The sequence below is a fragment of the Aeromonas sp. ASNIH1 genome (genome assembly GCF_002934285.1).
Taxonomy (GTDB): Bacteria; Pseudomonadota; Gammaproteobacteria; order Enterobacterales; family Aeromonadaceae; genus Aeromonas; species Aeromonas caviae.
The window spans coordinates 664,059-677,500 of the sequence record NZ_CP026228.1 but is presented as its reverse complement, the minus strand read 5'-3'; the positions used below and the strand labels follow the sequence as shown (position 1 = coordinate 677,500).

At 60.8% G+C, this 13,442-nt stretch carries 9 protein-coding genes, 2 rRNA genes, 2 pseudogenes and 1 riboswitch (1 of these 14 only partly in view); of the genes and pseudogenes, 9 read left to right on the top strand and 4 right to left on the bottom strand.

All coding sequences use genetic code 11. The features are described 5' to 3' along the window. The 8 genes and pseudogenes from C2U37_RS03240 to C2U37_RS03205 form a co-directional block, all read left to right on the top strand. Nucleotides 1–1,718: ribosomal RNA gene (locus C2U37_RS03240) — 23S ribosomal RNA — on the top strand; it begins 1,171 nt to the left of the window's first position. A gap of 124 nt (nucleotides 1,719–1,842) precedes the next feature. After that, nucleotides 1,843–1,957 (top strand): 5S ribosomal RNA (gene rrf / locus C2U37_RS03235). 309 nt (nucleotides 1,958–2,266) lie between these two features. After that, entirely contained in the window at nucleotides 2,267–2,719 is a 453-nt protein-coding gene (locus C2U37_RS03230) for a pullulanase (protein WP_029313820.1), read from the top strand. Between the two features lie 204 nt (nucleotides 2,720–2,923). Further along, nucleotides 2,924–3,427, top strand: a pseudogene (locus C2U37_RS03225) (ribonucleotide reductase N-terminal alpha domain-containing protein); the annotation flags it as partial. A gap of 104 nt (nucleotides 3,428–3,531) precedes the next feature. Then, entirely contained in the window at nucleotides 3,532–4,479 is a 948-nt protein-coding gene (locus C2U37_RS03220) for an IS30-like element ISAs2 family transposase (protein WP_043171239.1), read from the top strand. 32 nt (nucleotides 4,480–4,511) lie between these two features. Then, nucleotides 4,512–6,158 (top strand): annotated as a pseudogene (locus tag C2U37_RS03215) (adenosylcobalamin-dependent ribonucleoside-diphosphate reductase); the annotation flags it as partial. 9 nt (nucleotides 6,159–6,167) lie between these two features. Further along, nucleotides 6,168–6,851: a TSCPD domain-containing protein gene (locus C2U37_RS03210; protein ID WP_042078268.1), complete on the top strand. Its 684-nt coding sequence runs from the start codon at nucleotides 6,168–6,170 to the stop codon at nucleotides 6,849–6,851. Between the two features lie 206 nt (nucleotides 6,852–7,057). After that, nucleotides 7,058–8,428, top strand: a complete 1,371-nt coding sequence (locus tag C2U37_RS03205) for a PhoH family protein (protein ID WP_010673145.1) — start codon at nucleotides 7,058–7,060, stop codon at nucleotides 8,426–8,428. Between the two features lie 69 nt (nucleotides 8,429–8,497). Here the strand turns inward: C2U37_RS03205 and thiQ are convergent, their stop codons facing one another. From thiQ to thiB, 3 genes are all read right to left on the bottom strand, one after another. Beyond that, nucleotides 8,498–9,202: a thiamine ABC transporter ATP-binding protein gene (gene thiQ, locus C2U37_RS03200; RefSeq protein WP_104451804.1), complete on the bottom strand. Its 705-nt coding sequence runs from the start codon at nucleotides 9,200–9,202 to the stop codon at nucleotides 8,498–8,500. Nucleotides 9,203–9,265: 63 nt separating this feature from the next. Continuing rightward, nucleotides 9,266–10,894, bottom strand: coding sequence for a thiamine/thiamine pyrophosphate ABC transporter permease (gene thiP, locus C2U37_RS03195; RefSeq protein WP_104451803.1), 1,629 nt, complete (start codon nucleotides 10,892–10,894; stop codon nucleotides 9,266–9,268). Next, on the bottom strand, nucleotides 10,870–11,850 hold the full coding sequence (thiB, locus tag C2U37_RS03190; protein ID WP_042016675.1) for a thiamine ABC transporter substrate binding subunit: 981 nt from the start codon (nucleotides 11,848–11,850) through the stop codon (nucleotides 10,870–10,872). The genes thiP and thiB overlap by 25 nt, the downstream gene beginning before the upstream one ends. Nucleotides 11,851–11,933: 83 nt before the next feature. Beyond that, nucleotides 11,934–12,024: riboswitch (TPP riboswitch) on the bottom strand. Nucleotides 12,025–12,115: 91 nt separating this feature from the next. Between thiB and C2U37_RS03185 the strand changes: the two genes are divergently transcribed. Beyond that, nucleotides 12,116–12,406 (top strand): PilZ domain-containing protein, encoded by a 291-nt coding sequence (locus tag C2U37_RS03185; RefSeq protein ID WP_039041182.1) that lies wholly within the window; start codon nucleotides 12,116–12,118, stop codon nucleotides 12,404–12,406. A gap of 51 nt (nucleotides 12,407–12,457) precedes the next feature. Here C2U37_RS03185 and C2U37_RS03180 read toward each other — a convergent pair whose 3' ends face one another. Further along, complete coding sequence (locus tag C2U37_RS03180) at nucleotides 12,458–13,387, bottom strand: hypothetical protein (RefSeq protein WP_042016676.1); 930 nt, start codon at nucleotides 13,385–13,387, stop codon at nucleotides 12,458–12,460. Nucleotides 13,388–13,442 lie beyond the last annotated feature (55 nt).

The following is a 13,442-nucleotide window of genomic DNA, read 5'->3' as shown; positions in this document are numbered from 1 at the left end:
GGTAGGGGAGCGTTCTGTAAGTCTGCGAAGGTGTGTCGAGAGGCATGCTGGAGATATCAGAAGTGCGAATGCTGACGTAAGTAACGATAAAGGGGGTGAAAAGCCTCCTCGCCGGAAGACCAAGGGTTCCTGTCCAACGTTAATCGGGGCAGGGTGAGTCGACCCCTAAGGCGAGGCCGAAAGGCGTAGTCGATGGGAAGCAGGTTAATATTCCTGCACGACTTGTAATTGCGATGGGGGGACGGAGAAGGCTAGGTGGGCCAGGCGACGGTTGTCCTGGTGAAAGTGCGTAGGTGGTGTTTCCAGGCAAATCCGGAGACACAACACTGAGACACGAGACGAACGCACTACGGTGCGGAAGCCATTGATGCCCTGCTTCCAGGAAAAGCCTCTAAGCTTCAGATTACAAGTCATCGTACCCCAAACCGACACAGGTGGTCGGGTAGAGAATACCAAGGCGCTTGAGAGAACTCGGGTGAAGGAACTAGGCAAAATAGAACCGTAACTTCGGGAGAAGGTTCGCTCTTGATGGTGAAGTCCCTTGCGGATGGAGCTGTCGGGAGTCGCAGTGACCAGATGGCTGGGACTGTTTATCAAAAACACAGCACTCTGCAAACACGAAAGTGGACGTATAGGGTGTGACACCTGCCCGGTGCCGGAAGGTTAATTGATGGGGTTAGCGCAAGCGAAGCTCTTGATCGAAGCCCCGGTAAACGGCGGCCGTAACTATAACGGTCCTAAGGTAGCGAAATTCCTTGTCGGGTAAGTTCCGACCTGCACGAATGGTGTAACCATGGCCATGCTGTCTCCACCCGAGACTCAGTGAAATCGAATTCGCCGTGAAGATGCGGTGTACCCGCGGCTAGACGGAAAGACCCCGTGAACCTTTACTACAGCTTGGCACTGAACATTGAACCTACATGTGTAGGATAGGTGGGAGGCTTTGAAGGCGTGACGCCAGTTGCGCTGGAGCCGTCCTTGAAATACCACCCTTGTATGTTTGATGTTCTAACGCAGGGCCCTGAATCGGGCTCGCGGACAGTGCCTGGTGGGTAGTTTGACTGGGGCGGTCTCCTCCCAAAGAGTAACGGAGGAGCACGAAGGTTGGCTAATCCTGGTCGGACATCAGGAGGTTAGTGCAATGGCATAAGCCAGCTTAACTGCGAGACGGACAGGTCGAGCAGGTACGAAAGTAGGTCATAGTGATCCGGTGGTTCTGAATGGAAGGGCCATCGCTCAACGGATAAAAGGTACTCCGGGGATAACAGGCTGATACCGCCCAAGAGTTCATATCGACGGCGGTGTTTGGCACCTCGATGTCGGCTCATCACATCCTGGGGCTGAAGTCGGTCCCAAGGGTATGGCTGTTCGCCATTTAAAGTGGTACGCGAGCTGGGTTCAGAACGTCGTGAGACAGTTCGGTCCCTATCTGCCGTGGGCGTTGGATGATTGAAGGGAGTTGCTCCTAGTACGAGAGGACCGGAGTGAACGAACCTCTGGTGTTCGGGTTGTCACGCCAGTGGCACTGCCCGGTAGCTAAGTTCGGAATCGATAACCGCTGAAAGCATCTAAGCGGGAAGCGAGCCCTGAGATGAGTCATCCCTGACCCCTTGAGGGTCCTAAAGGGCCGTTGGAGACCACAACGTTGATAGGTGGGGTGTGTAAGCGTAGCGATACGTTGAGCTAACCCATACTAATTACCCGTGAGGCTTAACCATACAACACCCAAGAAGTGTTTCTGGCCTTGTAGCAAGTGCGAGACTACTTACCTAATTCAGTGATAGTGACAAGCCAAGTGCAACATCACTACTCACGTCAGCTTTCCGAGATTGAAGATTTTTGCCTGGCGGCAATAGCGCAGTGGAACCACCTGACCCCATGCCGAACTCAGAAGTGAAACGCTGTAGCGCCGATGGTAGTGTGGCATTCGCCATGCGAGAGTAGGACACTGCCAGGCACCCAATACAAGAAACCCCGCTCACTCGAGCGGGGTTTTTTATTGCCTGAAATTCAGCACTCACTGGAGTGCAAGCGGGCACTATGGTGCTGTTTCCCGCCGTGTTTTCTGATACTCGCATTCATCATCCCAGCCAATATCGACGTGTTTGTGGCCTGTATCTGTTCAATATCTCTTCGAAAGCCTGCGTTCTGGATATAAAAAGCACAGAATGTGATGCTTCTACCTTTCTTGTCATGCCTGCTCTGGTTTAATTCCCGGGTCCACATCGATGGACCAAGGAATCACAATAATTTGAGGAATGGACACATGTTCAAAAGAACAGTAACGATGATGCTGGCGGCGGGAACCCTGGTATTAGGCGGTTGCGCATCCAATGGTGGTGCAGAGCAGGCGGCGGCGGACAACAGCGACTTCGGCGGCAAGTCCATCTACCTGCGTGGTGAGATGAACGACTGGATGGCCACCGACGAAAGCAAGGTCGTCAAGGTTGCCGACAAGCTCTACATGGCCAAGGGGACGCTCAAGAAAGAGTGGGCTCCTTACAAGTTCAAGTTTGCCGACTCCGGCTGGAGTTGTGGCACCAACTTCGGTTACAAGAGCCCGAGCGATGGCGTTGCCGTGCTCGGCGGGGAACCTGTACCGGTCAACCCGTGCTCCAAGTATGAGGACATGAAGTTCTCGCCCGAGGCGGATGGCGTCTATGAGTTCTATCTGAATATGGCGGGTGAGACACCGAGCGTATACGTCAAGAAACCCTGAGATACTCTCTCGCTTTAAATCTCTCGGAAATTGAAACGGTTAAATGCCCTGGCCCAGAAATCTGCTGGCCGGGGCATTTTTTTAGGATAGAATCGGCGCCTTCATGACGGATAAATCACAATATATTGTGCTTTAAGTCCTTAAATTCACTACTGGTAGTATTTTTGTCACGATATTGCCCCATTCACAGGAGGTTGATTGACCATGGCTAAATCCATTCCGGTACTGGAGGGCGTCACCGCCAGCCGCCAGATCCCTCTGCAGGAGACGTCTCTCGAGATCTGGGACAGCAAGTATCGTCTCAAGAGCAAGGATGGCGCCCCCATCGACGGCTCCATCGACGAGACCTACCAGCGTGTCGCTCGCGCGCTGGCTGCGCAGGAGCGCGAACCCGACACCTGGTATGAACCCTTCCTGTGGGCCCTGCGCAATGGTGCCATTCCGGCGGGCCGTATCACCTCCAACGCCGGGGCGTTTGAGCACAAGCCGGCGACCTCCACCATCAACTGCACCGTCTCCGGCACCATTGAGGATTCGATGGACGATATCCTCGGCAAGGTGCACGAGGCGGGGCTGACCCTGAAGGCGGGTTGCGGCATCGGTTACGACTTCTCGACCCTGCGACCGCGTGGAGCCTTCGTTTCGGGAGCGGGGGCCTATACCTCGGGGCCGCTCTCCTTCATGGATATCTACGACAAGATGTGCTTCGGGAATTCAGATAATAAGTGCGACACTCATGGATGAATGGCGAGAGGTGGCCAACTGCTGATTGGTGGTACCCTTCTGCTCGCCAAAGTATAAGCAGTATCACCATGAGCTATCAGCAGTTGACCGAGGGGCAACGATACCAGTTATCGGTGCTTCGCGCACAGGGGATGTCCATCCTTGCCACCGCACGCGCCATTGGCGTTCATCGCTCCACCCTCTACCGGGAGCTGCGTCGTAACGCCGGGCCGCAGGGCTACCAGCCAGACAATGCGCATCAGCACGCCACCCACCGACGGGCCAGTGCGGCCAAATCTCGGCTATCTGCCGATGTCATCCAGTTTGTCGAGCTGACACTCGCCTGGTGGTGGAGCCCGGAGCAGATAAGCACGGTGGGCAAGCAGATAGGCCTCATGGTGAGTCACGAGTGGATATACCGCCATGTGGCCGCCGACAAAGCCCGGGGTGGCCAGTTGTACCGCCATCTGCGCCAGGGCCACAAGCGCTACCGCAAGGGGGCGAGCAGCCTGCGTTCTCCCATCAAGGAAGCCCGCTCTATTGATGAACGGCCGGCTATCGTCGATAGCCGGGAGCGGCTCGGTGATTGGGAGGCGGACACGGTGCTGGGCAAGCAAGGCACAGGTGCACTGGTCACCCTGGTGGAGCGCAAGAGCCGGCTCTATCTGGTCAAGCGGGTCGCGAGCAAACAGGCTGGGGTGGTGCGGGATGCGATAATCGAGATGTTAACGCCCTACATCGAGCAGGTGCATACTATCACCTTTGACAACGGCGGCGAGTTTGCCGAACACAAGGCGATAGAGGAAGCGCTGGGTGCCGAGACTTACTTTGCGCACCCTTACTCTTCGTGGGAGCGCGGTCTGAACGAGAACAGCAATGGGCTGTTGAGGCAGTTTATCCCAAAGGGAACAGACCTGAGAGAGGTCACGGACGAGGATGTCAGGAGAGCGGAGCAGTGGCTCAACCTACGACCTCGGAAATGTCTCGGATTCAGGCAGCCTGTCAAGGTATTCGAAGAGTACCGTCAGGCGGCATAGGCGAGTGTCGCACTTCGAAGTTGAATTCGCGCTTTACCGTCTCCTCTGCCGGTGGCCGTCGTGGCGCCCAGATGGGCACCATGGATATCCGTCACCCCGATGTCGTCGAGTTCATCCAGGCCAAGCGGGAGGATGGTCGCCTGCGTCAATTCAACCTCTCCCTGCTCATCACCGAAGAGTTCGTCAGTGCGGTGAAGGAGGATGCACCCTGGCAACTGATCTTCCCCTACACCGCCAAGGAGGTGGAGCAGGATGGCATCGCGCTGGATGACCCTGCGAGGGTGGTCTGGGCGGACTGGCCCAACAAGGAGGGTGTGGTGATCAACGAGCTGGGCCAGGTGGCCTGCAAGGTCTACAAGACCCTGCCCGCGCGCAAGCTGTGGAACGTCATCATGACCTCTACCTACGACTATGCGGAGCCCGGTTTCATCCTGATCGACAAGGTGAACCAGATGAACAACAACTGGTTCTGCGAAGAGATCCGTGCCACCAACCCCTGCGGTGAACAGCCTCTGCCGCCCTATGGGGCCTGTCTGCTGGGCTCGGTCAACCTGACCACCTTCGTGCGCGATCCCTTCACCGAGCAGGCCGCCTTCGACTGGCCCGCGTTTCGCAAGGTGGTGGCCATCTTCACCCGTATGCTCGACAACGTGGTGGAGATAAACCAGCTGCCGCTGGCCAAGCAGCGCGAGGAGATCACCGCCAAGCGTCGCCACGGCATGGGCTTCCTGGGGCTGGGCTCGACCCTCACCATGCTGCGCATCAAGTACGGCTCTGCGGCCTCCGTCGCCTTCACCGAACAGGTCTCCCAGGAGCTGGCGATGACCGGCTGGCAGGAGTCTCTGCGTCTGGCGAAGGAGAAGGGGCCGGCCCCCATCATGGAGCAGGAGTTCGAAGTCACCGGCAAGATGCTGCGTCTGCGCCCCGAAATGGCGGCAGATGGCATCAAGCTCGGCGACAAGGTGAAGGGCAAGGTGTTGCATGCCCGCTACAGCCGCTACATGCAGCAGGTGGCCGAGGTGGATCCCGCTCTGGTAGCCGAGCTGGCCGAGGTGGGTGGACGCTTCACCCACCACAGCAGCATAGCGCCGACCGGTACCATCTCCCTGTCGCTCGCCAACAACGCCAGCAACGGCATCGAGCCGAGCTTTGCCCACCACTACAGCCGCAATGTCATTAAACCGGGCAAGAAGAGCAAGGAGAGCGTGGATGTCTACTCCTTCGAGCTGCTGGCCTATAGGGAGCTGGTGAACCCGGCCGCCATGCCCTATGCCGAGGAGGAGGGTAGCCGCCTGCCGGATTACTTCATCACCGCGGACGACGTCACGCCGACCGGGCACGTGGATATCCAGGCGGCGGCCCAGCGCTGGATCGACTCCTCCATCTCCAAGACCGCCAACGTGCCGACCGATTTTCCGTTCGAGCAGTTCAAGGATATCTACCTCTATGCCTCGGACTCCGGCCTCAAGGGCTGCACCACCTTCCGCTTCAACCCCGAGGCCTTCCAGGGGGTGCTGGTGAAGGAGCAGGATCTGGAGAACACTCAGTACGAGTTCACCCTGGAGGATGGCTCCGTCATCACGGCGAAAGGGAACGAAGAGATCGAATACGATGGCGAGCTGCACACCGCCGCCAACCTCTACGACGCCTTGAAAGAAGGCTATTACGGCAAATTCTGAGAACAGATCATGGTCAAGAAGATCGACAGGAAAATCGTCGCCTACAAGGTGAAAACCCGGGATGAGCCGCAAGAAGCGCCGGCCCCCGAGGATGACGTGGTGCATATGCACGAGACGGTGCTGCGCCCTGAGCGGCTGATGGGCACCACCTACAAGCTGAAGACGCCGGAGCATGTCTCCGAGCACTCGCTGTTTATCACCATCAACGACATCATTCTCAACGAGGGCACGGTTCACGAGACGCGCCGCCCGTTCGAGATCTTCATCAACTCCAAGAGCCTGGAACACTACCAGTGGATAGTGGCGCTGACCCGCATCATCTCGGCGGTGTTTCGCAAGGGGGGGGATGTCACCTTCCTGGTGGAGGAGCTGAGGTCCGTGTTCGATCCCAAGGGGGGCTACTGGAACAAGGGCAAGTACGTGCCGTCGCTGATTGCCGAGATTGGCAACGTGATCGAAACCCATCTCACCGAGATCGGCATGCTCAAGGTGCCCGGGCTGGACGAGCACCAGCAGGCGTTTCTCGCCGAAAAACAGGCTGAGTTGAAAGCCCAGCAACAGGCCGACGAGCAGCAGGCGGGGAGCGGTTTCCCGCCCGGTGCGGCGCTCTGCTACAAGTGCCACACCAAGGCGCTGGTGCTGAAGGATGGTTGCATGACCTGCCTCAACTGCGGCGATTCCAAGTGCGGTTGAGCCGCTGACAGCGAGAGAAGGCCGGCGCAATGCCGGCCTTTTCATTGCTGATTTTATGTTCGAACGACGCCTATGGCGGCAGCGATTTGTTGCGTGCTGGTAAATTCGGGCGTAGCGTTGGGGGTAATAAAACTGTCACGGCCGTGTGGTTTCAATGACATCTGAGATTCACACACGTGGCACCTTCAGTGCCAAGGAGGATGCTTATGGACAACACGGACCGAAAGCTGTTTATCCTGGATACCAACGTTCTGCTTCACGAACCCCTCGCCATCTACTCCTTCAAAGAGCACGACGTGCTCATCCCCATGACGGTGCTGGAAGAGCTCGACAACATCAAGGATCGCCAGAAGGACGTCAGCCGTGATGCCCGCATCGCCATCCGTGCCCTGGAAGATGTCTTCCGCGATGCGACTCCGGAGCAGATAGTGCAAGGAGTGGCACTGGCCGGCGAGGCGAGCGGCCGTATCTCCATCTTCAGCGATCACCATCTGCCCCAGGATGCCGAGGTGTTCACCGACAAGGAGGCGGACAACCGCATCATCAACGCCGCCCTCTACCTGCAAAAGCACGAGATGAAGCGTCAGGTGGTGCTGGTCACCAAAGACATCAACATGCGCCTCAAGGCCAAGGGAGCAGGTCTTGCCCATGTGGAGGATTACCGCAGCGACCAGCTCATCGATGACATCCGCCTTCTCGCCAAGGGTTTCCAGGTGGTGCCTGGCAGCTTCTGGGAGCGGGTCGGCGAGTGCGACAGCGAAACCCATGGCCGCGATACGGTCCACGTCATCGACGCCAATCTGTTGGAGGGCGTGCACGTCAACCAGTACCTGCTGGACGAGGAGAACTTCTTCGCAGCCAGGGTGCTGAGCCACGACGGCAACAAGATCCGCCTGAAAGATCTCGGCCGCGAGCGGTTGATGTCCCGCAAGGCCTGGGGGGTGCACCCCAAGAACGTCTATCAGGGCATGGCGCTGGATGCCCTGCTGGATCCGCACATCGATCTGGTGATCCTGACCGGCCCGGCAGGCTGCGGCAAGACCCTGCTCGCCATGGCGGCCGCGCTGGAGCTGGTGATCGAGAAGGGGATCTACGAGAAGGTGATCGTCACCCGAAATACCCCGGAGATCGCCGAGAGTATCGGCTTCCTGCCCGGCACCGAGGAGGAGAAGATGATGCCCTGGCTGGCGGCGGTGACCGACACCCTGGAAGTGCTGCACAAGCAGGACGAGAACATGAGCGGGTCCCTGAGTTACATCATGGAGAAGGCCAATATCCAGTTCAAATCGGTCAACTTCATGCGCGGGCGCAGCATCCAGAACACCTTCGTGCTGCTGGACGAGTGCCAGAACCTGACCGCGTCCCAGATCAAGACCATCATCACCCGCTGCGGCGAGGGGACCAAGATCGTCTGCTCCGGCAACCTGGCCCAGATCGACTCCAACTACCTGAGCCCGGTGACCTCGGGTCTCACCTACATAGTCGAGCGTTTCAAGGACTTCGACGGCAGTGCCAACATCTTCCTGAACGGGGTGGTGCGCAGCCGGCTCGCCTCCTTCGCCGAGGAAAATCTCTGATATAACGTAATCTCTGCATGAGAAAGGGGAAGCCGTCCGGCTTCCCCTTTTTTGATCCCCTTGGCCTCGTTATCCCTGCGCGCGACCCAGGTAGCGCAGCAGCCCCGGGTGATCGCTGCTTTGCAGGATCTCGGGTTTGCCTTGCAGGGCGATGCGCCCCTCGTCCACGAACAGCACCTGATCGGCAATCAGCTGGGCATCCTCAGGGTTGTGGGACACCATCAGCACCGTGATGCCCTGCTCGCAGGCGAGACGGGCGACTTCCGCCAGCATCTCCCGGCGCAGGGCGGGATCGAGCGCCGAGAAGGGCTCGTCCAGCAGCAGCAGGGGCTTGCCCCGCACCAGGGCGCGGGCGAGCCCGACCCGCTGTTGCTGGCCACCGGAGAGTTGCTCAGGCAGGCGGCTCAGCATCTCGCCAAGACCGACCCGTCCGGCCGCATCGATCACCTGTGCCCGCTGGGCGGCACTCAGCCGCAGGCCGGGGTGCAGGCCGATGGCGATATTGTCGAATACCGACAGATGCAGGAAGAGGTTGTGATCCTGGAACAGGGTGGTGACCGGGCGCTCGGCGGGGCCGAGCGGCAGCAGATCCTGACCGTCGAAGGCGAGGGTGCCGGATTCCACCGGGACGAAGCCCGCTATCATGCCGAGCAGGGTGGACTTGCCGGCGCCGCTCGGACCGATGAGGGCGGTGATCTCTCCCCTGGGCAGGGTGGCGGTAAAGCTGACCCGCCAATCCGGGTAGCTGGTGATCAGCTCGTCAATGATCAGCATGCTTTCCTCCCGTCTTTCGTTCCACCAGCCAGAACGTAAGACATGGGAACACGGGACTGGGTATCAATGATCGACATTTCTTCCTCCTAGCCCCCGCTCCACCAGCCAGAACAGGGAGAAGCAGAGGGTGAGCAGCAGCAGGGCGGTGGCGGCCGCCTCGGTCAGCCGGTAGCTGCCGAGCTGCTGGTAGAGCAGCCAGGGCAGGGTGGTGAGGGTCTGGCTGCCGAACATGGCGATGGCGCCTAGATCCCCGAGAGACAGTATCATCGAGAGGGCCATGGCGAGCGCCAGCGGACGGCGCAGCAGGGGCCACTCTACCAGACGCAGGCGATGCAGGCCGCGCACCCCCAGGCTGTCCGCCAGCCGATCGTACTGGCGCACCACCAGCTGCATGGGGGCGCTGAGGGTGCGCAGTACATAGGGCAGCGCCATCAGGGCGTTGACCAGCACCACCAGCCAGGGCCCCAGGGCGAAGACATCGGTGAACGGCATAAACAGGATAAAGAGGCCCGTGGAGAGCACCACCGCCGGGATCATCAGGATCATGGAGCCGCTGGCCTCCCACAGGGCGGCGGCCCGCCGCTTGCGATCCCGCACCCTCAGGTGACGGCTGGTGAGCAGCAGGCCGGCGCCGAGCAGGGTCGCCAGGGAGCCGGCGGCGAGGGCGATCATGAGCGACTGGCCCCCCGCCTGCCACAGCTGGTGTGACCCCAGCGCCGTCAGCAGGCCGGGATTGAACCCGGCGACGACGATGGCCAGCAGCGGCGGCAGGAAGATGGCGAGGCCGAGGCCGAGCGCGGCCAGATCCACCCAGAGGGTGCCCGCCTGGCGGCGATCCGGCCTCAGACAGGGGCGGCGACTCTCGATCCGGCTGGCCGGTGTGGTCTGCAACTTGTGCTGCAGCAGGAGCAGGACCAGGGTCAGCAGCAGCTGCACCAGGGCGAGTCCGCCGGCGGTGGCGAGATCGAAGTCAAAGCGCAGGGCCTGGTAGACGGCCACCTCTAGGGTGGTGGACTTGGGGCCGCCACCGAGCGCCAGCACTGTGGTGAAGCTGGTGAAACAGAGCATGAAGATGAGGCTGGCCAGCCCCGGCAGTATGGCGCGGATGAGCGGCCACTCCAGCAGGCGGAAGATATGGGAGGAGCGCATGCCGAGCTGGCTGGCGAGGCGCCAGGAGGACTCGGGGATGCTCTCTATGCTCTGGAGGATGAGACGTGCGGCCAGCGGCATGTTGAAGAAGACGTGGGCCAGCAGTATGCCGAACAGGCCGTACAGATAGTTGCCGGGGTCCAGGCCCAGGCCGTGCAGCAGTTGCGGCAGCCACCCCTGGCGGCCGTGTACCGCCACCATGCCGAAGATGGCGATGATGACGGGCAGTACCAGGGAGAGGCCGAACAATTTCAGCAGCAGGCGGCGGCCGCGAAAACGGCGCCGCGCCAGGGCTCTGGCCACCGGGATGGCAAGCCCCAGGCTCAGCAGGGTGGAGAGCAGTGCCTGCCAGAGGCTGAAACCCAGCACGTGGCGCAGGTAGGGATCGCCTAGCAGGGCGCGGGGGGAGAGGGCCCCCGCCTGCCACAACAGGGCGACCAGCGGCCCAATGGAGAGCAGCAGGATGACCAGGGTGGCTGCACTGCCGGGCAGCCACCAGAGGGTGCGACGACCTGAACTCACTGGGTGACGGCTTGCAGCCATTCGCGGATCCACCCCTTGCGGTTGGCGGCTACCTCGTCAGAGCTGAAGGTGAGTGGCTTAGCTACGGTGATCATCTGTTCGAACCCCTTGGGCAGCGCCACGTCTGTCACCGGATACATCCAGTTGCCGCCGGGGATCTCGTTCTGGAAGGCGGGGCTCACCATGAATTGCAGGAACTGGTCAGCCAGTTTGCCCTGTGTGGCGCCCTTGAGCTTGGCCGCTACTTCCACCTGGCGGTAGTGACCCTCCTCGAACGCGGCTGCCCGGTACTGGGGTTTGCTCTCGGCAATCAGATGATAGGCGGGGGAGGTGGTGTAGGAGAGCACCATGTCCGCCTCGCCGTCGAGAAACATGCCGTAGGCCTCTGACCACCCCTTGGTGACGGTGACCGTCTTTTTGGCCAGTTGCGCCCAGGCGGTCGGTGCCTCATCCCCGTAGACCGACTTCATCCAGAGCATCAGGCCCTGACCCGGGGTGGAGGTGCGGGGATCTTGATAGATCACCTTGATATCGGGGCGCGCCACCAGCTCCTTCAGGCTCTTGGGGGGCTGCTTGAGCTTGTTGCTGTCATAGACGAAGGCGAAGTAGCCGTAGTCATAGGGGACAAAGGTGTCGTCCTGCCAGCCACCCGGTACCTTGAGGCCATCGAGCCTGGTGGAATGGGGGGCGAACAGGCCGCTCTGCTTGGCTTCGCTGATGAGGGCATCGTCCAGCCCCAGCACCATGTCGGCCTTGCTGTGCTGGCCTTCCAGCCGCAGCCGGTTGAGGATGGCGACGCCATCCTCGAGGGGTACCAGATTGAGGGTGCAGCCGCACTCCTTCTCGAAGGCCTGCTTGATCTTGGGACCCGGCCCCCATTCGGCGGCGAAGGAGCCGTAGGTGTAGACGGTGAGGGTGTCGGCGGCAAACGCCTGGGCAGAGAGCAGGCTGGTGGCGATCAGCAGCAGGGTCTTCATCAATGGCACTCCTGTGGGTATCGGGGTGCTCATCAATGGCACCTCGCGTGTGGTGAGCGCCGGCGGATGAGGGCACAAAAAACGCGCGCCATGCCTCAAATTCCTCCGCCAGCATTATCTGGATCAGGTTCACGGGTATAATCTCAGCGGTAAACCGCACCCCGTTTGAGCAACGCATCGCATTGTATTGGCGTTCCTGGGGGGAGGCCAGCACTATGTTTCACGGGCCGCATCGTGCGAGCCACCACCAAGGAGGAAGTCCCCAGTGATCACCAGCACCAAGGAAAGACGTGCCTTCCAGCGCATGGTCATCAATGCCCCCGTCACCCTGTTCCAGCATCAGCAGGTGCTGGAGGGGGTCTGCCGGGATCTCAGCGCCAACGGCATGGGCGTCGAGGTGAACAAGCACGCGTTCGATCTGGCCCAGCCCATCCGGGTGAGCCTGGCGACCAGCAGCAATCTTCTGCCTCCCTTCGAGGCCCAGGCCCGCATCGTGCGGGTGCTGGAGGAAGAAGACGGTCTCCTGCTGGCGCTGGAGTTTCTCTCCCTCACCTGAGACCCGGGCGCCCGTCCTCCTCGAGACAGGCCAGCCATGGGCTGGCCTGTCTCATTTCCCCTCATCCTGCACCGGCTGCACGCTCAACTGGCCGCTGTCGACCAGCGTCTTGCTGGTGGGCGCGAGCTGGCCCATGGGCAGCTGTGCCGGGCCGGTCGGCTCCATCAGGAGGTAGGTCTCCCCCGCCCGGCTCAAGGTGGCCTCCCCCGGTTTGGCTGGCAGGGCCACCCCCAGCAGGGCATGTCCCGGCACGAACACCATGGCCTGCTTGAGATCGGGATACCCCTGGGCCAGCAGGGCGGCCATCAGGGTCACCTTGCTGTCGCAATCCCCCCGGTTCTGCTCCAGCACCTGGCGCGGGCTCAGAAACCCCTTGCCAGAGCGGCCCGACTGGCTGTCGAGCAGTTGATAGGGGATGGCCTGGATGAAGTCGAGCATGTGGGCCACCGTCTTCTGGCGCGCCTCGGTCTCGGTGGCCCCTTCCTGCTTGAGCTGCTCCATCAACGGGGCTAGTTCGTCCCGGCTCTCCAGGGCGATGCGCACATGATCCTGCTTGATGGCGGGAGCGCCGTCGGGGGCAGTGAAGGGCTGGAAGTAGTGCTGCGTGAGCCAGGCGGCCTCCAGTTTGGCCTGCTCGGGCTTGACCCATTGGGAGGCTTCCCGCGCCTTGTCGGCGTTGCGGCTCTTGATGCTGAGGCTCATGGCGGGGCGAACGAGGGAGAACTGCACCTCGGGGAACGCCAGGGGGGCCTGTTGCAGCAGGCTTTGCAGTACGTCTTCCTGCATCCTGGCCGGACGGTAAGCGATGAGAGGGGGCAGCTTGCCCGCCTCCAGCCGGTAGCTGAGCTGCTGCGCCTTGCCCTCTCTGTCCTGCCAGCCGACATTGAGCTGACCGCCACTGTTGGTGAAAGAGGTCTGTCCGCCCAGGGCCGGGAGGCTGAGCAGCAGGCAGAGCAATGAAAGGGCGCCCCTTGCGGACATAGGTGTCTCCTGTCGGACATGCAGAGGTGGCGGGCTTTGTACAGCGACCCGACAA

What these genes read in the sequence shown, in the direction of transcription:
- C2U37_RS03230 (WP_029313820.1), top strand. Translation starts at nt 2,267, where the DNA reads ATGTTCAAAAGAACAGTAACGATGATGCTGGCGGCGGGAACCCTGGTA.
- thiQ (WP_104451804.1), bottom strand. Translation starts at nt 9,202, where the DNA reads ATGCTGATCATTGACGAGCTGATCACCAGCTACCCGGATTGGCGGGTC.
- C2U37_RS03180 (WP_042016676.1), bottom strand. Translation starts at nt 13,387, where the DNA reads ATGTCCGCAAGGGGCGCCCTTTCATTGCTCTGCCTGCTGCTCAGCCTC.
- C2U37_RS03205 (WP_010673145.1), top strand. Translation starts at nt 7,058, where the DNA reads ATGGACAACACGGACCGAAAGCTGTTTATCCTGGATACCAACGTTCTG.
- C2U37_RS03210 (WP_042078268.1), top strand. Translation starts at nt 6,168, where the DNA reads ATGGTCAAGAAGATCGACAGGAAAATCGTCGCCTACAAGGTGAAAACC.
- thiB (WP_042016675.1), bottom strand. Translation starts at nt 11,850, where the DNA reads ATGAAGACCCTGCTGCTGATCGCCACCAGCCTGCTCTCTGCCCAGGCG.
- thiP (WP_104451803.1), bottom strand. Translation starts at nt 10,894, where the DNA reads ATGGCTGCAAGCCGTCACCCAGTGAGTTCAGGTCGTCGCACCCTCTGG.
- C2U37_RS03220 (WP_043171239.1), top strand. Translation starts at nt 3,532, where the DNA reads ATGAGCTATCAGCAGTTGACCGAGGGGCAACGATACCAGTTATCGGTG.